We start from the raw sequence: 22,895 nt of genomic DNA, 5'->3' as shown, positions 1-22,895 counted from the left end.
TATGAGAGAAAGAGTAATAGTATTGACTTTGATTCTTCTTGGGATTACAATTAACTCACAGGGGCGGCGTGATGCCCAGTCATGGATTCATGCAGAGTACGGAATTATGCCGGGCCAAGATGATCTTTCAGTAGGTCCCATGGCCAAGTTAGGCTATGGCAAAGTGATCGGCTCCAAAGGAATCCTCGGGAAAGCAGAGGCTTTTTACCATAATTATAGTGTAGAAATGTTTGATCAGCAGTTCCTGCCCTATCAAAAGTATGGACTTAATGTAGCAGCGGGATACAGTTACGAAGGACTTTTCCCCGTGCTCCTTAATGGATGGGCCGGTGCTTATGGGGCTTACGAACAAGTTAATAACGGTAATACAAGAAGCCCCCTTTATAGCTCAGTGATCCCGGGCGATATAAAAGGGTTTATCTACGGTTTGTCCGGAAGTGCAGAACTGGAGATTTTCCTTGCCAGAAAGGTTTCGCTATTGGTCAATTACACTCAGTATTACGATTTGAAAAGCAGTTTTTCCAAGAGCAACTATGGTGTCTTTGGCGGACTTAAATATTCATTTAATTAAAATAATAATTATTAAAAGGAGACATTATGAACAATATGGGAGTTACTTTTTTAGCCTTTTTACTTTTATTCATATCCTGCAGAGAGGACAGCACGATAACTGACGACAGCGCCCAGTTTAGCTTTAAGGTAGAGAGAGACTACAATTTTATTAAAAAGAATGTAGGAGATTTAAACACTTTGAAGATGAATATTATGCCGGATTATGCATTTTCCAGCCTAGATACATCTTTTTCTTTCTCGTCCGATAAGAACGGGGTTCTGAAGCTTAATGGAAATACCCTGAATCCTAATACCGAATATGAGTTGATCAGCCAGAACAATATTTTTGAATACACCGGCACCGAGCAGGGAATTCACAATCTGAAATTCATCATTAAGAACAGTAAAGGATTTTCCAAAGAGGAAATTTTCGAACTCGAATATGTGCAGGTTCCTGATTTTAATTTTTCAGCCAATGCTACCTCTACCGAAAAGGATATTAATATGTCAGACGTTATTACTGTCGTTCTTGATGGAGGAAACACTACCCAATCTTTTCACGTGAAAGCCGAATTGATGGATGGGCAGGGTACTTTTAACATTCCACTAAACACCTATTCTCCCTTTCAAAACGGCACTAGTATTCTAACCTTTACCCCGACATCGGTGGGCTTGGTGAAGGTGAAACTGACAGCAAGGAATAACTACGGTTTGGAGAAAGAAATTTTAATTAATTATACTTCCAGTTTCTTTGGCTTCATAAGCCCACCCTTCTTGGTTGTGCAAAAATCCCAGAGTGGTTGCTGTCTCTATGCTAACCATGCTACTTTAAATTTACAGGCAAAGACAAGGGAGAATGCTCAGATTACCAGTATTGAGCTGGAATACTACAGGCGTAACAGTAATTCTAACGGTCCCAGCTATGCTATTGTGACTAAAACGTTTCACTATACGCCACCATCTCCTCAACAGGTTATTAACTTGACCAATTGGTTTAATAATATTGCAGACTTTCAGGCGGGTAATGGGATCAACCTTCTTGAAGAAAAATATACGGTTACTTTTTTCGATACTCAGGGCAATTCATTTTCGCAAATAGTTACACCAAACATTATTTTTTAATTTAAATCCTTTCAATTTAGTCTTATGAAAAATCTAGCATTTGTTCTTCTAGCATTATTGTTTGTCACAACCTCCTGCAGAGAAGATTCTGGCGAACCGGTATTAACGGATTATACCGAAAATTTTAACGTACCACAGTCGCCGATTGAAGGAGTTATGTACTTTCATAAATCTGATAATGACAGATTATACCTAAAAAGAATTAATTTTTCCGGTACGCTCACAGAGCCATACCCCATCACGAAGATTGATATGGTAGTTAAAGCAGAAAATGATAATCCGCACGGAAGTCCCTTCAATGAACCTAATTATAGTTATACCTTCATTCCGACTACTCCTGTGAATAGCCTTGATTTCGACCAATTAGATGTCCAACCTCAGTTGTTTGTGGGTAAAAACGAATTTCCGATGAAGAAGTTAAATGTGACGATTACTGTAGAAAAACAACAGGGAACACCTACCCTGCTGGTATATACGAAAAACTATTAATTACTTGACAATTAAACCAAAAACAGGAGGAGAAAATATCTTCCCGTTTTTATTTAACATAAACAATGCTGCCTGCAGGTATATGATCTGTGCTGAACTGAGGGTTCGCAAATCTTAGAATATTTATATCGAATTTTCCGGAAAGTTCCTGAAAACTGGTGTCTGTATGTACTTTGATAATTTTCAGGTCAAAGAAACTGTATTTGAAATATTTCGGCTGCATCTGATGCGCTCTGTAAAAATTGAAAATGTAATTGACCGCAATAAACGACGGTACATACGCCTGAGTTTCTTTTGGAAGATAAGGTCGAATTTGCCAGTAGTTACGGCTACCTGCTTTTTTTATAGCCCGGTTTACATTGCCCGGACCGCAATTGTAGGCTGAGATGGCCAGGTTCCAGTCTTTATATATTTTATGTAGGTCACGAAGATAGCGTGCTGCGGCATCTGCATTGCTCATGGGGTCATGGAAGGTGTTTACATATTGGGTTCTTCGCAATCCATATTCCGATCCGGTGGCGGGCATAAATTGCCAGAGCCCAGAGGCACCTGCCCAGGATCTTGCTCTGGGATTTAATGCGCTTTCTACTACCGCCAGGTATTTCAGTTCCCTGGGTACTCCATATTTGTCTAGTTTGCTTTCGAACAGCGGGAAATAATAGACAGAAAGCCCAATAATTTTAGGATACCAACGATAGGAAAGAAACTTTTTCACATATGTGTAGGTTACATTGTTATAATCAATGTTTAATGCGGTATTCTGATTCAGAAATTCAAAACGTTCTTTATAAGTAGATAAATTGAGGTGGCTTTCAAAACTCTCACTACTAACGTTCAAGTGGCCCAAGTTTCGGATAAAGTTCTGGTCATGCTTTATGAATGCTTCACCATTCTCAACCACAATACTGTTTTGGGCAGATAGTGTAACAGAAGTCAAAATTAAGATGGTAAACCAGCCTTTCTTCATGAGAGTTTCCAAATATACGCAACTTATTTCCACCTCTTAGGAGGGAAAATGCTATTTTTGAAACTAAGTATTTTGAGATGAGATTTTTTTCTATTTTTACAAATGGATTTGCAGGGCAAATAATTAGTATTTGGTTTTCAGATTTACTTAAGATCTACAAATACTTTAAGAATGAGCGGAATAAAAATGCGTAAGTTTTTAAACTTCAAGGCTAACCTGGGAGAATTAAGCAATTACGTAAAATGTAATCCTAAAGGTGTTTATTATATAGAAAACTCTTTTTTCAAAAGCAAATCTACCCGGTACTTCATGTACCTTCGCAAGCAGGGACTCGACATGAATCAGGCATTCGATCATCTGTTGGGAGAGGAAAGTAAAAAGAATATAGAGCCTTAGTCTATTAATAATTATTGGTGCACTACAAGTATAGCTGACGATCTGCACGACTTTTAATTCAAAACTATCAAGGTCTTTTCTCTGCATCTGTAAGTTTTAAGCTGATGAACTCCTTAAGTTTTTCATAATCATCTTCGTAATTATTTGCAATCACATCAATTTTTCCGAAAAATTTCAATTCCCTTGGTGCTCTATACGTTCAATCGCCATTGTATCAGGGTTTATTGTGGTATAATAATTATAGTCTTTTAGTCCCTTCGATACTTGGGACTTAACTCGCTTCAGTGCACCCACACCGACTCCCTCTCAAATTGGTATCGACACGGATTCAGTGGTTTTTCTTTCATTATTGGGTCAGTCCGTTAGTTGCTATTCTTTTAGGATTCTCTGTTTTGCTTTTGGAGTGTACATTTTATTTTATAAAAGGTCTTAATAATAATTAATTATACAAGTCAGCGTTCAAAAAAATATACATATTTAACACCAGCATATTAAAAAAGATTACTTTTATCTGAAATTTAATAAAACACACTATGAAAAATTATTTATTTGCGATTTTAGGATTGCTTTTGTGGAATTGTCAACGGGATCCTTTGCTCATTGATGCAGTAGAAATTCCAAATAATAACATGAATTTTTTTGCTCGTGCAGCAAATGAAAACCAAAAGCCTGACCAGCATACGCAAATTATATTAGGTCAACAGCTAATAAACCCTTATTCAGTAGCAAATATGCAGAATGCTTTTGATTATTATAACGATGTGGTAAGTAATTCTCCGTTTACTGGTATGCAAGTTTCTGCAACGCATTATTACATAAAACTAAACCCGCAATCCGAAGCAGATTTAGAAGCAATAGATAATTTGGATAACGAAAGTAACGCAGATACGCCTGTTCTCCACGATTATCCTTTGGATTATGATGTGGTGCAAGAAGGCGACTATTATGTTATGCCTCAAAATGAAGATGATTTGTATCATTCATTATATACCGTAATTCCCGTAGGTTATAAGATGCCATCCGGAGTACAATATGATGTTATAGAAGAGTTATATCAGCCAACAGACGATGAATATGATGTAGAAACAGTTTCTTTGTTTTTTGCCGATTGGCAAGACGACTTGGAAGCCGACGGTATTTCACTAACCGAAGAATCTCTTCCGGAGTACCTTAACGGACAGCAAGGATTGATGGCGATGGCTTCTAATAATAAATTTTATCCTTCAGGAAAGATCACTCTTGAAAACACGGGGACTAATTTAACAGAAGGCTTAATGAAGGCCGAAATTTCTTATGGCCGGGTATTTTGGTGGCATTACACCTATACGGACAACAATGGCAATTTTAACGGGACTGCTAAAAAATACAGGGGAGATGTACAAATAAGGGCGAAATGGAGAGGAAACACGGCCACCATAAGGAAAACCTGGAACGAAGTTCTGGGGATTGCTGTTTCGGATTACCTGATGACCGTAAATAAAAATACAACCGGAACAACCAAGCATATTCCTTATTCTACTTTTGCCAGCAATGGGAACCACCTTTGGACTAAAGGAACGGTGAATAATGGTTTGCGAAAGTATGTAGATTATTGTAATACCTACGGCATCAGCAATACCATTAGCAATGCCAATGTTTGGGCCTGGGAAGGAGCCAAGGAGAGTGGTGCTACACCCATGCTCTATAAATACCAGCAATTGCCGCTTATGGCTTCTTTCGCCAATATTGGAGAAGCTCCATTATGGAATGTTTTAAATAATTTCACAACTGGTTTTACCATCAATTTAGTACCAAAACATTTGCGGCCGGATCAAATTTATACCGGAGTAAACCCCCGAAGCAATGAAACCCGAAGCGACAGCCGGAGGATACACCAGCTTATCTTTCATGAAGCTGCACATTACTCCCATGCCGCAAAAACAGGAGCCACGTACTGGGCACAACTTTTTGCAAGTGAGTTAAGCAATATACATTTTACCAGTGCCATGGATCCCTACCAAAATGGAGCATCACCTTCTCTGCAAACCGGTGCGCGTATTGGCTTGGGCGAAGGCTGGGCCACTTTTGCGGAATTTAGTGTTACCCATTTTTATTACAGCAGCAGTATAGTAAGCACCAATACAGGAAGATCCCGGCAGCAAATGGGCGTGGTAAACGGCATATTGGAAGGTTTTAGCATCTATGACCGGCCAATGACTTCTACCCGATATGATGACAGAAGCTGGTTTGCCCACGGATTGATGGTGGATTTAATGGATGTGGGAAGGAACAATGGCACCTTTGACCCTTCTGTCCATAGAAGTGGAACCGGAACTCAATTAAATTACATTCTTGACGAAGTAAGTATCCAATCCGTAAGCCAGTACAATTTAGCCCCCATTTTCAGCAGGCTCACTTCTTCGGTACACAGTGCAGCAGATCTGAAAGCCCCGTTACAATCTGCCTATCCCGCACAATCTTCTCAAATCAATACCTTATTCCAACATTATGGCTATTAAGTTTTTAAAAGTATTTTTTGCGGCATTGGTATTATCAGTGCTGCAAAGTTGCCCTGGCATAGAAGAAGAGTGTAATGACTCCTCAGCGCCCGTACCTGATTTAATTACAATTACCCCTTTAAAGCCAACGTACAATCAGGGAGAGGAGATAATTTATAAACTCACGATACCTGCTCAAAATGATTACTTTGGCTCATCTATTAATCTTTATGAAAAAACAGGGGATACCAACGCATGGTATACTGCCAGTTCTACCTATCTTTTTGATGGTAATACTGTGGTTTATTTAAAAGGGAGTAAAAGAAACGGTGCAGAAAACTGGCATAATGTAGCCTATAATTCTTCCAACGGTTATTATGAATTGGAAATAAAAGTGAAACTAAACAAAATAGGAAATTATTCTATATTTGCTGAAGATATGATAGATTTTCAAGGCTCTCCTAAATGCAATAGATTCGGAATAAAAACAAATATATTGGATATGAATTCAGACCGAAGAATAGAATTTACCGTACACTAATGGCAATTTTAATAAAAATGCGAAACGGTTTGGTGTGGAGCCGGGAAGGAACAACGTTTTGATCCCTCTGTCCATAGAAGCGGAAACGGTAACCCGCTAAATAATATTCTTGACGAAGTTACCATTCAATCCGTAAGCCAGTACAATTTAGCCCCTATTTTCAGCAGGCTCACTTCCTCGGTACACAGTGCAGCAGATCTGAAAGCCCCGTTACAATCTGCCTATCCCGCACAATCTTCTCAAGTCAATACCTTATTCCAACACTATGGCTACTAAGTTTTTAAAATTGTTTTTTGTGGTGTTGTTCATTTCATTACTACAAAGTTGCCCGGGACTTCAAGAAGAGTGTAATGACTCCGCGGTACCCGTACCTGATTTAATTACAATTACTCCTTTAAAACCAACGTACAATCAGGGAGAGGAGATAATTTATAAACTCACGATTCCTGCTGAAAATGATTACTTTGGCTCATCCATTAATCTTTATGAAAAAACCGGAGTTACCCATGCGTGGTTGCTGGCAAATTCTGCTCTGTTTAATGGTAACAATTTGACCTATATTAAAGGAAGCAAGCGAGATGGTGCTGATAATTGGTTTAATGTGATTTATAATCCTGCAAATGGCCTCTATGAACTTGAGATTAAGATAAAACTCAATAAAATAGGAGATTATTCTATAATAACAGCTGAGCGCGTTGATTTTTTAGGTTCGCCAATGTGTAATCGATTTTTTATAAGCACGAATATTTTGGGCAAGAATGCAGACCAAAGAATAGAATTTGCCGCACAATAATGGCAACTTTAATAAAAAGCGAAACGGTTTGGTGGTGGATTTAATGGATTTAGGACGTAATAATGGCACTTTTGATCCCTCGGTTCGCAGAAACGGAAGTGGCACCACAGTACTTAATTATATTCTTGATGAAGTAAATATTCAATCCGTAAGCCAGTACAAGTTAGCCCCTATTTTTAGCAGGCTTACTTCCTCGGTACACAGTGCAGCAGATTTAAAAAGTCCATTGATTTCTGCCTATCCGGCGCAATCTTCGCAAATCACTACCTTATTCCAACACTATGGCTACTAAGTTTTTAAAAATGTTTTTTGCGGTATTGGTACATAGACGCAGAAACGGATAGTCGGCTAAATAACTCTCGATGGAATACCAATCCAGTCAGGAACCCAGTATTATTTAGTCAAGATTTTCAGCAGTCTAATAGACTTCCGCTCAATTAGGGCGGAAGATCTTAGCATAACAATCCAAGATCCCAAACCATGCCCTTGTCAATAATCCGGTTCACCTCTTCTCAGCAGGTTTATGGCGTGCATGGCAGATCTGCCATACCTTTCGCTTTTTCAAAAGGTCACCCATCAAGACTTTAATCAGACTCGAGTCGTTGGTAATTTTTCTGAAACTCTTTGAAAACTTACCGGTAAGTAAAGTAGTTCATCCTAGTGTTCGTCATTGGTGTATATTATTTCGTAGGCTCTCGGAGCGCATTAATTTTATCTCGACTTCCCATGCGAACTTTTCGGGCAATGGGAATCACATTCTTCTTTTTCCCCAATTAGGTAACTTCATGGGTGTTGTTGCGATAAATCCATCTGTTCATTGCAAGAGTTGTCAAAGTATTCCATTATTCAGTAAACAGACTAATCTTCTGTCGTCTCTGCCTGTACCTTTCATCCTGAGAAGCACATAATATCATGGTGTGTATCAGGTGTCGGATAACAAATGCGACTTATCAGTAAAACTGCAGCTATTACTTAAAGATCCGTATTATTTCATCTTTTTTTCTGATTGACTGGATAAAAGTCTTACAACCGATCTGAAATCCCGCCGCATTAAGTCCTCCGCAAAACTTCAACAGACGATATTTTTTCATACAACCTATTCCCCCAGTGCCGCTGATTTCGGCACCACAATTTTCACTTTAAGGTACGTCAACTTTAGTCGCAGCCTGCTGTTAGATTTGTCTTTTAAACATTTAATGACATGGATAACGTAACGGAAAAGAGAATTGAAAAACTTCATCCTTTGGTAAGAGACGAAGTAAGGCAAATTATTAACGAATGTGATACAGCATTAACCGGAAAGGCAAAAATAAGGATCACACAGGGATTAAGAACGCTTTCGGAACAGGCCGACTTGTATTCTTTAGGAAGAACAAAGCCCGGTAAAAAAGTAACCAATGCAAAACCCGGACAAAGCATTCACAACTACGGATTCGCTGTGGACATTTGCCTGATAATCGATGGTAAGGTCGCCAGTTGGGACACTGCGAGAGACTGGGATAATGACCGCGTTGCGGACTGGTACGAATGTGTGAAAATTTTTGCAAAGTACGGCTGGAATTGGGGAGGTAACTGGAAGACATTCAGGGACCTACCGCATTTTGAAAAGCGGACAATACCTTTTAAAAAGTCACCCGTGCTAGCACAATGGCAGATTCTGGCAAAACTGGAGAAAGACAGACATGGTTATGTAACGGTGTAAATGTTTGAGGTTGATGAAGGTGTGAAGTTCTGAACTTCCTTTATAATGTTGCGCCGACTTCTGTCGCAGTCCCCACCTACATTTGCTTCACACCAATATTAAGAGACCATGAAGAAAATCACCATACTTTCATTAGACGGCGGCGGCATCCGCGGAATCATTTCATGCATCGTCCTGCGGTACATTGAAGAACAACTCCAAAAACATGACCTTGCCGGTGCAAAGCTGGGCGACTACTTTGATTTGGTAGCGGGCAGCAGTACCGGGGGTTTAATTGCATCTATAATCCTGTTTCCGGATGAAAACGGAAAAGCAAAATATTCCATCCAAAAAGGACTGGAGCTCTATTCAGAAAAGGGTGGCAGTATTTTTCAGGTTTTGTTTTGGGAGAAGTTGATTAATCCGTTTGGTCTGTTCAATGAGAGAATATCGGTTGAACATCTGGAACGTAATCTTGATGAATTTTTTGGGAAACTGGAATTGAAGGAGTTCATCAAACCATGCCTCATTACCAGCTATGATATTGAAAACAGAAGAGCGAAACTGTTTAATACAGTAGAAGCACAAAAACAGTCCGGTGATAATTTTCTGGTGAAAGACGTATGCAGGGCTACGTCTGCAGCGCCCACTTACTTTACACCAGCCAGGATTAAGTCGCTGTATGGCCAGTACTTTAGCCTGATTGACGGAGGAGTGTTTGCTAATAATCCTGCGCTGTGTGCATATGCAGAGGCGCGTAAAATGCCGTTTGCAGATATACTCGGGAATAATCAGAAACCAAATTTTCCCGCAGCTAATGACATGATGATACTTTCCCTGGGAACAGGGGCCGAGTCAAAATCATATTCTTATAACAAACTGGCGGGCGCCGGAAAACTTGCCTGGATCAATCCTATAATAGATATTTTACTGTCCGCAAACGCGGAGACGGTGGATTACCAGTTAAGCCAGATGTTCGGAACATTAGGATTGCGCAATCAGAAGAACTACTACCGTCTCAATCCCTCCCTAAAATATGCATCATCAGCAATGGATAATGTTAAGAAGAGCAACATAGAAGCGCTCATACAGGCAGGGCTGTCCTATATAAACGAAAACAGGAGCCTCCTTAACCAGATTGTGCACAAGTTGATCAGGAACCGTGCGTAGCACGTGCCGCAACACATGAATATAAGCCTGAGAGTCAATAATATTTGATTATTCGCTTTTCTGCTAATATCCTCCGATATATTTATACAAGGCAAAAAATTAGAAACACATAATTCTGCGACGACCTTTGTCGCTCTCGCGCTATAGCTTTGCTCACAGGAAAATAAGAAAAAATGAAACAGGATTTCAAAAATTAAGGTGGAAATCCAGGTCGGAAACCACCTTAAAAAATAAGGCCAACCCGAAGGTGTATCTAATAAAAAGATGCCTTCAGATTTTACCTTTTAAAACCAAACAAATATAATAAAATGTCAACAAACAATAACGCAGCACAAACGCTGTTCAGATTCGTGAGCTTAAGAGCTCCGCAACAGTCCACAGAGGAGGCACAGGATAAACGGTTCGTCCTTGCGCCAGACCAGCTGAAAGACATCCATTTTTATCAGTATGTCCTTGCAAACTCCGGAATTAACAGGCAACAGGCGCTGCTGAATTATTCAAGAACTTTTGAAAGTGACCCGGGAAATCTGGCAGATAAGGACGAATTAAAAACCGAGTATCCTGAATTATACGATTTTGCGATTTGGGTTGCCAGAAACAAAGGAAATTATAAAGATGAAGAACTGTTGGAGCGCGCCAATAATGCGAGAAACGCTTTTGATCCGGCAGGTAAAGAAGATTATATTCTTAAGCTTTGGAATGTCCTCATTTATCAGGTGGTTACCCAAAAAGATTTCTATGTAAAAGAAACGGTAATGCACTTACTTTTGGCTATCCATATCGTACAATTTTTAGGGAACGAAGCAGAAAACAGAGTTCTGATTAACGCGAGAATCGTATTACCAAAAGACCTGATGCTGGACGGAGCAGCGGTCGGATCCAATTTCCAGATGATGTCCCGAAATCCTGGGATAGGAGATGTTCCATTTTTAATGGATGATATGAAAAAGCAACAGGCATTTTCTTTGGCTAATATGCAATTAAGGTCATTAGAAAATCTGAAAAAAGACATTTCTAAAATGCAAAAAGCATATAACAAGGAATTTGACTCCGAATATAAAAGTCAGGAAGCGTCTTATCAGGAAACAATCAGTCCAATAATTGATGAATACAACCAGAAAATTGAGGATGCAAAAACTGCATATTGCGATCTTAGAGAACCTGCTGCAGAGTACGATCCTGCTGATCCTTGCAAGCAGCCACAAGAAATTCCGTTTCCAAATTTACCTGCATTCGAGTTTAATTTTAGAGATGAAGTAGATATGGTCTCATTGTCAGAATCGTTAGAATCTGAAAATTTTGAAGTTTTACTCAGTGCCATAGGTTACAATATTCCTGTAGATTTTGACCTTCAAAACCTTAATGAAAATCAGTTGGCTGACGTGCAAAAAGCATTGGAGGGCATCAGTACTTTTCAGGATATTGAGAATGTGGTCTCTGAAAGGAGAGAAAAAGCTCTAGAGCAAATTTCTGAGAATATTATCTCTGATGAAAAGATTTTCAAAAGTGTAGGGGGTGTTATAATTCCTATGGCAAAAGGAGCGTTAGTTACAAAGTATTTTTCTATTTGTCCTAAAAGTAGTGGGAGATCTACCAGTTTTGATCTGCAAATAAATCTTCCGGATGCCACCTGGGATATTGCAGGTGTAGCCTATACACTCACAGAAACTGTTAATAATGTATCATTCCCCACAGGTAATTACTATGTAAAAACAAAAACTGATAATATAGTTTATCTGAGCAATTTAATGGCCAGCGCCACATCGAACGGTCCTTTGCTTTTAGATCTGTCTTACTCATTGGACATTCAGATAGCTTTTACCAATGGACAGACCACCCAGTTTACCGCTGTTTTCCCGAACTTAAAAATGTGTGACAGAGGCACCTTTGAAATTGTGGGCAATGAAGACGGAAATGGGAACCAGGAAGTTATTGTTGACGAGAATAACTTTATCCCTTCAGGATTTGGTTTCAAGCAGATCGGAATTGCCGAGTACCTTAAAGTGGAGCAAACTACCCACGCTTATGTGGATGGAGAAGTGGCACACATTGAAAATATTATGGCAAGGGAGTACCGTCAAAAGTCGACCCGAAGACTAAGAAGGAGTGAAGATACTTCCACTACATCTCAAGATACTGAAAAGGAAAAATTAACCGATACAACTACTGCCACCCGTTTTGAAATGCAGTCCGAAATTGTAAAGATGATGCTTGAGTCCAGAGATTCAAATGCACAGACTTATTTTAATGCAGATTGGAATACAAAAGTTGGAGGAATTCATGCGGGCGTCACTGGCGGGTTTGCCAGCCATAGCTCCAGGGAGGAGAGTTCGCAACAGGCGGTAACGCAGGCTCAGGAAGTTACCGAACGCGCTTTAGACCGGGTAGTTATGAAAGTGCGGCAGGAAAGAATTGAAAAAATTGTGGAGGAGTTTGAGGAGAATAATGCTCATGGTTTTGATAACCGCGAAGGAGATCAGCATGTGGTAGGGGTTTTCCGTTGGGTAGATAAACTGTTAAAAAACCAAATCTACAATTATGGCAAGCGTATGATGTTTGAGTTTATGGTACCGGAACCTGCCAAACTGCATGCGATGGGACTTGAGGTTTTAAAGTCTTCCACAGATATAGAACTTAAGGAGCCAGTGGATCCTCGCGAATCAACCATGTTTAGAATGGCAGATTTCTCAGCACTTCAAAACGATACGGTTCTAAGGTATTGGGCAGCTAAGTATAATGTGGACATTTCCGAAAAACCTGAAGAAATAATTTATCTTGGGAAGTCTTTTGATTTTTCCAGCAATGAATCTAAACAGGCGCAAACCAAATCGGGTAGTATTCCTGTTTCAGAAGGATACAAAACAGTTAAGGCCAACGCATCTTTTTCTTGTGCGGGCCCAGGAAACAATAATGGGTGGTCATCCTCTGTTTTTATTACCATGGGCAATGTTACAAAACACTTTCCATATCAGCATATTGTAGAAAGAAACACTGGTTTCATCGATGTGGAAGGCTTTAGTGAAGAATTCCCTGTGTCAGTAGGGCATACCAATATGCACGTAATAGACATTACCTTTAATGTAAGATGTCAGCTTACTCAGGAGGCCAAAAATGCATGGCTTCAGAAAACCTTTAAAGCCATTATTGATGCGTATCAAGATGCATTGGAACAATATAACAGTAAACTGGCTGAGGAACTAGGGAAAGCAGTAAACATAAAAGGATCCAATCCGGGATTCTACAGACAGATTGAAAATACTGTTCTTCGCAAAAACTGTATTTCATATATGATGGACCGCGCGCTGAACTCAACCCGCGGTTACGGACTGTCGGGCCTTACTCAGGGAAGTACATTTTCAGATTATGAAACGGTGCTGTCTCCCACCCTCGATAAATATACAGCATTTGTGAAATTCATGGAGCAGGCTTTTGAGTGGGAAAATCTGTCTTACCATCTGTACCCGTACTATTGGGGCAACAGAGACAATTGGGTGAGTCTTTACCAGCAGGAGGATGTTGATCCATTGTTCCGCTCATTCCTGCAAAGTGGGATGGCCCGAGTGATTGTCACGGTACGTCCCGGCTTCGAAGATGCCGTGCAGTTTTATATGGCAACAGGTAAAATTTGGAATGGCGGCGAGGTCCCTGTTATTGGTGATGAGTTGTATTTGTCGCTTATGGAAGAGATGAAGGAACCGAAAGGAGCAAAACAGGGCAAGGCCTGGATTACACGTGTTCCAACGCCCTTAACCATTTTGCAGGCACAGAATATCGGTCTTACTGTGGATCATGCGCTGCCCTTTACATCTGAAGATCCGGATGAATTTGAAATTCCTTCCGAAGTGGTGACCAGTACTAACTTAAGCCTCAATAATAACCTTATGGAAGCTCCAGTTCAGCTGGGAAATGTGAACAGAATCTATACCGAAGACGGGAATCTTGTTTTAGCAAAAAATGATGAAATATTAGCTAGTATGACTATTTCGGAGTTGGTACATGCAGAGAAACAGATTAATGGAATCCGAGTAGAAGGTGATGATTTAATGCTGATGTTCAAAGACGAGAAAATTGCAAGTATTCCGTTACTGCAGCTTAAAGAGGCAATGGGAATTTAAGCCATGTATCTTATTGGCAGAGCAATCACTGCTCTGCCTTTTTTCTAATTTTTAATTGAAATAAAAATGACAAATATATTTATGGAACTTCAGGACTTCGACCTGCAAAGTCGAGAGATTCTCATGGGATCTAAAAATTCTTTTTTGGACCTTACCGGTAGGCCCAGTGCAGGAGCTGGCAATTTGCCATTGAAAGATTTTCCAAACATATTTTCCGGGGAAACCATCCGTGGAATGAAAAATGTGAGCCCGCTTGCAACTGTTAAGTTTTTTAATCAGACCTGGGAACAGATTTACAGTAAATATTTTGTAAATGCTGACCTGTCTTTGGAAGGAGCTTTTACTGTTGTTTCGGATGCTGGCTCCGATATTTCAGACGAAATCAAAAAAACGGCAAAAGATTTTTATTATTACGGAAAAGAAGAAGCTGGATACTTTGCTTTCAGAGTAATTGTATTTTCTTCTACGGAAGCCACGAAACTGAAGGAATGTTTTGAAGTTTCAAAACCTGAAGAAAATGAGATTCTCATTTTCATGGAAGACAATACGGGAGATTCGGTAAGCGGAACGTATGGAGCGGTCAAAATTTCTCAAAAAATTATAGATGCTTTAAGCTTAAAAAACCGATTAGCTTATGATATAAAAGATAATGCAAATATCTATGAAGAATTAAGAAAGATTGTGCCGGAGCTTACTAATGAGCAGCTAAAAAGCCTGTTTTATAACGGCTATATTGAGGATACTCGCATTGACGCTGTAAAAATTTGGCTTAAAATAGCTTCATTTTTTTCGGGTGGGATCAGCACAGTGTTTCCTGCTTTAGGAATTATCACTAATGATATGGTAAGAAAGGGCACAAGCCACGTTCTCGGGGAAATAATAGAAAAAATAGAGGAATCAAGGCTGGAAGAGTACCGGTGGCAGCCCAAAGCTCCGAAAAATGGAAAAGGAGAACTTGATAAAGATTACCACTATCAGCCTTTGATTTCTTCTGAAGGGAAAGACGATACGTCAGTAAACATGCCACAGTTCGCCAATATTCTTCAAAAAATGCTGGATGAACAGAGAAATTATGTAAAAGATAAGCTGAGAATATCCAAAAATTTCAGTGGAAACAGCGAACCAGATAATCTTCTCGAGTTTTTGTACCACAATTATTTTAAAACCTATAAGATTGCAAAATCCGTTATTGGGCAGATACAGGATTTATCCGATTTGGAAATATTGAAATACGGAGCAAAAACTTATAACGCTCTTCTCTGCGGAGTCTGGAATGGTTTGGTAGATGCAGTTTCCGGATTGTTTGCCATTGTAAAGATGATGTATGACGGCATTACGCTGGGCAAAGATTTTATGCAGAATATTGATAAATATCTGCCGACACTTCTCGAGCAGTTTGATGAAGCAATACAGGCAATAGAAAAGCTGAACTTTACAGAAATTGCAAAATACATCTACGGAAAACTAAAAGAAGTGAATCTTACGTTTGATCCGATTGCCTGTGCGTATTTTGCAGGTTATGCGTTTGGTTTTATTATTTCTTTGATAATAGAAATCATTCTCACAGTTATTGCAACGGGAACTACGCTTACCATTCCTGTTATTGTAGAAAAGCTGTCCGAAGCATTATTTGGAATTTTCAGATTAGCTTGGAAGAATACGGTAAAAGTTATAAGAACATTCAACAACTTTGTTGTAAGGTTCATTGAAGATGTTATCAAAGGTTTTCAGGAACTTCTAAACTTTCTAAAGAAAGGGTGGGATGAAATAAGGAAGATTATTGATAATGCTTTCGAGGCTCTGAAAGAAATTAAATTTACAAAGACAAAATACGGGAAAATTTATCGGGTACAAGGTGGGACCGATTTACCAAATTTTAGTAAATTTAGACTTCATATTAAGAACAATAAAGTTGTAATTGACGGAGAAGACATGCTGCACATAACGTTTGATGATGTATGGAGAGTTGCTCATTTTTGGACAAAAAGAGGAAAAGAATCTGAGGTTTTTGTAGCAAGAATTGATAAGAGTTTCATTGATAAAATAAGAAAGGAGGCGGTTTCTCAGAAAAGAGGAAAAGAATTTCCTAGTCGCCCTCAAATAGATGACCCAACAAAAACAAGCAGTTCATTTGGTATTCCTAAAAGTTACTTTGATGAATTAATAAAAAGTATAAAAGAACCGGACATAATAAAACCTGAAGAGTAATGAAAAACGAAGAATTAACAAGAATAGAACATAATAATAATGGTGAAGAACCTAAAACTACCAAAATTATTATTAAAGCGAAAAATGTAGAAAATGTTGATAAAGTTTTGATGAACACCAAAGAAATAATGAAAACTATTTCGAAATATGCTTATACCAATACTTGGCCTACTGATGTTGAATGGGAAAGTATATTGCCCAAATGGTTTGTAGAAAGTATGACCTTAAAATCAAGTGATGATAGAGATAAAGATAACAATCTATGGCACTATGAGTCTTGGGTTGATAATATAAGAATGAGGGCGTGGGTCTGGTGGAGTTCAAAAAAGACTGGAAAAGATTTGGAATTTGTATTAGAAACATTGTCAATTCCATATTTATTTGAAAGTTTTATATACATTCTTTATAGCCAAGGAGTTTCTATGGAAAATATATCGTTCATTGATGATATAGACTAACCTTTAACCGCTTCAAAATGAAGCGGTTTCTGTTTTTGCAAAACCTGCAAAATACATCTACGGAAAACTAAAAGAAGTGAATCTTACGTTTGACCCGATTGCCTGTGCGTATTTTGCAGGTTATGCGTTTGGTTTTATTATTTCTTTGATAATAGAAATCATTCTCACAGTTATTGCAACGGGAACTACGCTTACCATTCCTGTTATTGTAGAAAAGCTGTCCGAAGCATTATTTGAAATTTTCAGATTAGCTTGGAAAAATTCAGTAAAAATTGTAAGAACATTCAGCAAGTTTGTTGTAAAGTCCATTGAAGATGTTATCAAAGGTGTTCAGGAACTACTAAACTTCTTAAAAAAAGGGTGGGATGAAGTGGTAAATTCTGCAGCAGACGAAATCATCCTTTTTTTAGAAACCGACCAAGATGAATCAAGCAATCAGAAATTGTACCGAAAAGTGTCTGAAAAGGTGAGAAAAACTTATGTGGACACCGCCACAGGAAAATTATACCGCACTTTTTTTGAAGGAAATATTATTGATACCGTTCAAAAATATTTGAGCCAAGCCAATAAGGAAATAATTGAAGATCTTCTGATTCGCGGATATGTTGAAGACAGAGGAATTACTGCCGGTTTTCTTTCAGGATTTAAGTATGTGCTTCTCGCGACTTCTGCACCGGCAAAAGCATTAGGCTGGGTAATGAATAAGCTCGGAAACGGAATTGATTTTCTGAAAATATCTGACGAATTCTGGGACACAGAAAGCGAAGAATACTACTTCAATAAAGATAAAATAATTAAAACCCTCAGTATTTCCACAGACAAACTGAGTGTTCTGAAAACCTTTTCACAGATAAAAAGGGCTTCGGCCTTGCCGACCATACTCCGCAGATGCTGGATGACATAATTTTGAAGCAGATTACTGTGGTGGAATCTTTTGTAGGGCAATACAACAGTTATGTAAAAACCAGGATTGAAGATCTTTTTAAAAATCTTGAGAATCCCGTGATGCAGCAACAAACCGAAAACATTGCAGAGAGCGTTGCTTTAATATGCGGAATATGGAACGGATTGGTAGATTTTGTTTCCTCAATATTTAAATTTATTGCGATGCTATTGGAAGCTCCTTTTAATATAACCAAAGATTTTCAGCACATTCTGGAAATGATTGATGATTTTTGGGATATGCTTAAAGATGGGAACCTGTGGAATAATCTTGAAACAGCCGTCTCCGCCGGAATGGAAAAAATGGTAGAATACCTGAAAAGTAAAAATACGGATGATATCAATTGGGTGCGCCTTCATTATATAGCAGGGTTTACCATTGCGTTTGTGGGAACACTATTCATCCCAATTACAGGTGTTGTGAAAGCAGCCAATGCAGGAAAGTATGGAGAAATTTTTGCCGAGCTTAACACAAAAATTAACGCAGCAGTAATTAAAACTTCTAACTTTTCTAAAAAAGTAGAAACAACCGCTGTCTATAAAGGTGCGGGAGAAGCATTACAAGAGCTTATTGAAATGTTCTCAAAAGGTGGGAGAAAGCTACAAAATTTTGTAGATGATGTTTGGAAGGAAATTGTAGAATGGTTTTTTAAGAATAAGGAAAAGTATCAGGAACTTACAAGATATGGTAAAGCACTTTTAGAAAGAACGGCAAGAACCTATGCAAAAAAATATCCTTAAATAATACCTTTTTTAAACTCAAAATCAATTGGGTTTAAACAGCTTATATAAATCCTCGCCATATTTTGCCATTTCCTTGAAACCTGGAAAATTATTTAACTCTTCTTCACTATTGGTTTCATATATAATTTTTCCTGTTTTATCATTTATAATAATATACTTTGTAAGAAGTTGCTGATCTTGTATACCCTCTAAAATAATGAGCCAATATGAAAATTCTTTATTATCGAATCCCCTTCCAATACTTATTACAGGATAATCATAGGAATCTGCAATTTTTGCAATATCATAATAGCTCATCGTAAAGTACTTCTCGTGATCAATATGCTGCAATAAGTTTCCTGATTCATCGTACACATACCAGTTCCCTGCGGGAAAATAACCGTTTGGCGTATTGATTGTTTGTTTTATTGTATGGATGTTTTCATTAGGAAAAAAATTCACCAATGTTTGTGCTTTTTGACTAAATTCCTTGGGGCTATTGAAATGTTCTTTTTTTCTAGGGATGGGTTTTTGTACATTATCTTCAGTGATTTTGCTAAGTAATTTCAATTTACCATCTTTATAAAGGCTTGCAAACCCATTTTGTTCAAAATTTAACTCTTTTGCATTTTCATTTACCAATTGAGAAGAATCGTTTGATCTTTCCAATATTTTTTTATTTTCTCTACTGACCAAATCTTTTATGTTTGATATTTTAATATCTTCTTTACTAATATTAGGTATTATCATTTTGTGATTTTTTTTAGGGGTTATTTTTTTAATTGACTTGCTCTGTGCTTTACAATTAGTAAAGATCACCAGTGATAATAATATAAAGATTAACTTTTTCATTTTTTTATATTTTTTCTTGCGATAATCCATTGCCAGTGGTACAAAGACCTTCTGTCAAATTTTTTATATGGCGGTGTAGAATGGGATTTATGATGTGTATAATCTAGTAAATTGTCTGTCATCGCATATTGGTATACATATAATGAATTAACATCTAATTTATTAAAGGTATGCTGAATCCCTAACGAATGGTAAACTTCGTGTGATACAGTTTCATTATTATCGTTATCTAGTTTAAATACAAGTAAATCAGTTCCTGTACCGGAAGAAAGACCGTTAAGCGTACCAATCTCTGCGATATTGTCATCGATCATTTTACGGCCAATCGTATTCATAAAAAATACAATTAGATAGTTTTTATATTTGGCATCTTGATAATTCGCTGGAAGATGCTCTGTAAGATATTTTTTAAGATCCAGTCTGTTGGTTTTTAATGGTTGATAGTAAGCTCGCAGACTATATACCGTTCCTATTTTTCTAATAAACATTCCTTTATTATTTAATACATTAGCATTATCAGGAGCAAATTCTTTATTGAAATTAATATCAGAAGTAAGATCTAACTGCCTGTAATCATCCCCAACAAGAGGTATACTTCCATCATTAAACATTTCAATATTCGCTTTTATCTGAGATTGTAGCAGAAACTTTTCGAGCGATTTTTTCTGCTTTGCAATGTAATCCGCTGCGACAGGATCAGGATCTGTATTGGGAGTACTAGAGGAAAAATTTCTTTCAGTTCCATCTGGCATTTCAATTTTAACAGGTACAAACAATACATTCTGTACACGTTTGTTGGCATTAGGGAAAACTTTCAGCATGCCTGCTAATTTATCGTCTGCTTTTACTTCTAAAACTTGTGTTGTACCAAACTCTTCTATACAGTTAATATCCAAATCAAAAAAACGAGCTGTAGTGGTAATTGCTTTTACTGTAGCCGGAAAATCAAAAAAGCTAAAGTTTATATCGGAAGGATCTGTATAACCATTCGTATTATTTATTTTGAAATATTTATTAGGATATCTGATGCTTAATTTGCTTGCTACTTTTTTTACTCGTATACGCAAATTAAGCTTTGCTGTCTTTCCTTTATCGATGCTTAACCAAGATGTAAAACATTCAGTTTCATTATCAGCCAAAGACCAACTTACAGAATATGCATTGTACTCTCTGCTTTTTAGTTTTAAAAGCATTTTATTATCCGGAAGAAAAGGTGCTCCCAAAGGATCAATATACTGATTTCCATCTGTTTGGTTTGGTAAAGTTCCAACATTTCCAGCAAAACCTACATCATAAATTTTATCACCGGTAGTGTCCGCCCAAGTATATTGTCCTTTTCTGTACCAATCCATGCCAAACTCGCCATCCCAATCTTGGTTAGGTCTGAATTCTACAGTAGTATCAGCAAATTCTTCATAATACTTTGAATCAAAATTATCAGAATAGTCCTTTGTAAAGAAGAAATAACCATCAATCGTATAAACAGTCACAGAAGCTTTTGTTTCTGCTGTTGTACCATTAGCCTTGTCATACCGTATTTGCAGCGAGTATTTCAAAAATGAACCATTCGGATCGATTGATTCATTTTTAAAACAAAAGAACATATTCGTTGCATTTGAATCAATATTAGTAGGGTCAATACTCCTATCAACCAACTTGTTATAATCCAATTGTGAAATTCCCAACTGATAAATAGGCATTTCATAATCATTATCTTTTCTTCTAAATAGCAAGCTTTTTATTTCTACTGTGCCATCTTTTATAATACCCTTCCATATTTCACCAGCCCCATATATTTTTTTACAGTATTCATCAGAAGTATTAAATAGACCATAATAACCAGCATTAAGGATTTTACTATTAGTTGCAAGTTGCACACTTGTGTTTTGAGGAAAAATGACATAAGTGCGAAGTGTTTTAGCAAGAATTGCCGGATCAGTAGGAATGTTTATCGGGTCAGAATCGGATATATACCCATCTAAAATTACTTTTGTGCTATAATGACCTACATCTTCATTCTGCCTTACCAATATTGGTCGCAAATGATTAACTGTCGCTATTTTTTTAGCAGTGAAATCTGCTTGTTCAAAAATAGAATTTAAATCTACTGGGCCAAAAAAGTTATCATTTATATTAGTTGTTGAACCATTAAAAAACAGATAAGTAAAGCTGCTGTACACTTTGTTGCTTCCCGAAATGTTGATAAACGGAAGATTACAAGTATATGTGCCTGTAACTTTTGTAAATAAATAATCCTCTTTAGGAATTGATAAAGCACTTGCTGCTTTTAATAGAGTTGAACTGTATAAAGAATCTTCGATCTTTAAGTCAGTAATTTCAATAGAGCGGTTTGCAACAGAATCAAAGGATAAAACTGGCCACAGCGCGGTTGCTAAATTCTGTACAGATCCATTTATTTTTAGGGAATTAATTGTGGTGTTATAAAAATTGAGATTCCTGTTCCTGTTTCCTTTTACGTAAAAGTATGTTATAAATCTATTTTTAAATTTTTTAATAAACTGGTTATAAATATCATTCATTGAAGAATAAGAAACTGTTGTTCCTTTAAGACAAATACTTCCAGTGTTTGCATTTGTAGCATTATTAGTAACATGCGAACCATAAAAGGCGGCGGGATCTAAAAATTTAAAAATGTTTTCTTTAAAGATCTTAGCATCAACAGTAGAAACGTTTCCTCCGAAAATTTTTGTATCTGAATTATTTCCATTAGCTTTCAATACAGATTCTTTTGCTGTTGCAAATTTATCTGTAAACACTAAACCAGTATCAGAGTTTTGTTGTAAAAAGTCCCCTTCGTCCAATACTATCTCAAATCCCCCAGAGTCAGTAGCAAAATTGCCTAATGGAGAACCCCCATCAACCCTTAACAAATTATACCCACCTTTTTTAAAGTACTTCTTCAGAACATCAGTATTTATTCCAGAGGAAGCATCAATTAAACCAATTTGACTTGCAGCAAGATCTCCTGTGCTTTCATTAAATTCTGTAAATGCATCCCAAGCATTGATAATGAATTCAAGAGAGCTGGTTTCTTTAACAGAAGGTGTGGAAGGAAAGTTTTTAAAGTAATGACTTGCATCAATTCCACGGTATACAAAGTATTTAATTTTAATTCCTAATCCAATATCTCCAGTAGGTCTTAAAAGAATATTAATTTTATCTGTTGTTCCTTCCTGTCTGGCAATTAATACAGTTCCTTTTGCAACAGCAAAAGCATTTAATGCCCCCTTAAATGTTGTAGTAATCTGAAAAGTATTACTATCCAACTGACCAAAAGATTTAAATGCTGGATCTAGCACGGTATAAGCTGTATCGGTATATTGAGTAAAACCAATATCCGTGAAAAAATATGAACTAGGAGATTTTACATTTATAGCCATAAGAGTTA

At 37.5% G+C, this 22,895-nt stretch carries 18 protein-coding genes; 15 read left to right on the top strand and 3 right to left on the bottom strand.

Features of this window, described 5'->3' with window-relative positions; translation table 11 throughout:
• Position 1 precedes the first annotated feature (1 nt).
• The 3 genes from F7R58_RS12720 to F7R58_RS12710 all read left to right on the top strand — a co-directional run bounded on the left by F7R58_RS12720 (position 2) and on the right by F7R58_RS12710 (position 2,163).
• On the top strand, positions 2-571 hold the full coding sequence (locus tag F7R58_RS12720; RefSeq protein WP_158065535.1) for a conjugal transfer protein TraO: 570 nt from the start codon (positions 2-4) through the stop codon (positions 569-571).
• A gap of 185 nt (positions 572-756) precedes the next feature.
• Positions 757-1,674, top strand: a complete 918-nt coding sequence (locus F7R58_RS12715) for a hypothetical protein (protein WP_158065533.1) — start codon at positions 757-759, stop codon at positions 1,672-1,674.
• 24 nt (positions 1,675-1,698) lie between these two features.
• On the top strand, positions 1,699-2,163 hold the full coding sequence (locus F7R58_RS12710) for a hypothetical protein (RefSeq protein WP_158065531.1): 465 nt from the start codon (positions 1,699-1,701) through the stop codon (positions 2,161-2,163).
• Between the two features lie 49 nt (positions 2,164-2,212).
• Here F7R58_RS12710 and F7R58_RS12705 read toward each other — a convergent pair whose 3' ends face one another.
• Positions 2,213-3,130 (bottom strand): lytic transglycosylase domain-containing protein, encoded by a 918-nt coding sequence (locus F7R58_RS12705; protein WP_158065529.1) that lies wholly within the window; start codon positions 3,128-3,130, stop codon positions 2,213-2,215.
• Between the two features lie 171 nt (positions 3,131-3,301).
• On the opposite strand from F7R58_RS12705, the gene F7R58_RS12700 reads away from it, so the two are divergent.
• From F7R58_RS12700 to F7R58_RS12645, 12 genes are all read left to right on the top strand, one after another.
• Positions 3,302-3,526, top strand: a complete 225-nt coding sequence (locus tag F7R58_RS12700; RefSeq protein WP_158065527.1) for a hypothetical protein — start codon at positions 3,302-3,304, stop codon at positions 3,524-3,526.
• A 533-nt stretch (positions 3,527-4,059) separates the two neighbouring features.
• Positions 4,060-6,024, top strand: a complete 1,965-nt coding sequence (locus tag F7R58_RS12695; RefSeq protein WP_158065525.1) for a hypothetical protein — start codon at positions 4,060-4,062, stop codon at positions 6,022-6,024.
• Positions 6,014-6,544, top strand: a complete 531-nt coding sequence (locus tag F7R58_RS12690) for a hypothetical protein (protein ID WP_158065523.1) — start codon at positions 6,014-6,016, stop codon at positions 6,542-6,544. Before F7R58_RS12695 ends, F7R58_RS12690 begins: the two co-directional genes overlap by 11 nt.
• Positions 6,545-6,809: 265 nt before the next feature.
• A complete protein-coding gene (locus F7R58_RS12685; protein WP_158065521.1) occupies positions 6,810-7,337 on the top strand; it encodes a hypothetical protein in 528 nt (175 codons plus the stop codon).
• Positions 7,324-7,629, top strand: a complete 306-nt coding sequence (locus F7R58_RS12680) for a hypothetical protein (protein WP_158065519.1) — start codon at positions 7,324-7,326, stop codon at positions 7,627-7,629. The genes F7R58_RS12685 and F7R58_RS12680 overlap by 14 nt, the downstream gene beginning before the upstream one ends.
• Positions 7,630-8,538: 909 nt before the next feature.
• The gene (locus F7R58_RS12675; RefSeq protein WP_158065517.1) at positions 8,539-9,039 is read left to right on the top strand and encodes a M15 family metallopeptidase; all 501 of its coding nucleotides are present in this window, start codon (positions 8,539-8,541) and stop codon (positions 9,037-9,039) included.
• A 108-nt stretch (positions 9,040-9,147) separates the two neighbouring features.
• Positions 9,148-10,188: a patatin-like phospholipase family protein gene (locus F7R58_RS12670; protein ID WP_158065516.1), complete on the top strand. Its 1,041-nt coding sequence runs from the start codon at positions 9,148-9,150 to the stop codon at positions 10,186-10,188.
• Positions 10,189-10,496: 308 nt separating this feature from the next.
• Positions 10,497-14,303: a hypothetical protein gene (locus F7R58_RS12985; protein WP_187695289.1), complete on the top strand. Its 3,807-nt coding sequence runs from the start codon at positions 10,497-10,499 to the stop codon at positions 14,301-14,303.
• 66 nt (positions 14,304-14,369) lie between these two features.
• A complete protein-coding gene (locus F7R58_RS12660; protein WP_158065515.1) occupies positions 14,370-16,511 on the top strand; it encodes a hypothetical protein in 2,142 nt (713 codons plus the stop codon).
• Positions 16,511-16,969, top strand: a complete 459-nt coding sequence (locus F7R58_RS12655; RefSeq protein WP_158065513.1) for a hypothetical protein — start codon at positions 16,511-16,513, stop codon at positions 16,967-16,969. Before F7R58_RS12660 ends, F7R58_RS12655 begins: the two co-directional genes overlap by 1 nt.
• Before the next feature lie 76 nt (positions 16,970-17,045).
• A complete protein-coding gene (locus tag F7R58_RS12650) occupies positions 17,046-17,873 on the top strand; it encodes a hypothetical protein (protein WP_158065511.1) in 828 nt (275 codons plus the stop codon).
• A gap of 20 nt (positions 17,874-17,893) precedes the next feature.
• The gene (locus F7R58_RS12645) at positions 17,894-18,652 is read left to right on the top strand and encodes a hypothetical protein (protein ID WP_158065509.1); all 759 of its coding nucleotides are present in this window, start codon (positions 17,894-17,896) and stop codon (positions 18,650-18,652) included.
• A 24-nt stretch (positions 18,653-18,676) separates the two neighbouring features.
• Here F7R58_RS12645 and F7R58_RS12640 read toward each other — a convergent pair whose 3' ends face one another.
• Together F7R58_RS12640 and F7R58_RS12635 are read right to left on the bottom strand one after the other, a co-directional pair.
• Positions 18,677-19,486: a hypothetical protein gene (locus tag F7R58_RS12640; protein WP_158065507.1), complete on the bottom strand. Its 810-nt coding sequence runs from the start codon at positions 19,484-19,486 to the stop codon at positions 18,677-18,679.
• The gene (locus F7R58_RS12635) at positions 19,483-22,887 is read right to left on the bottom strand and encodes a hypothetical protein (RefSeq protein ID WP_158065505.1); all 3,405 of its coding nucleotides are present in this window, start codon (positions 22,885-22,887) and stop codon (positions 19,483-19,485) included. The genes F7R58_RS12640 and F7R58_RS12635 overlap by 4 nt, the downstream gene beginning before the upstream one ends.
• Positions 22,888-22,895: the final 8 nt, after the last annotated feature.

The organism is Chryseobacterium sp., assembly GCF_008831505.1.
Classification (GTDB): Bacteria; Bacteroidota; Bacteroidia; order Flavobacteriales; family Weeksellaceae; genus Marnyiella.
This window is presented reverse-complemented; position numbering and strand designations above follow the sequence as displayed.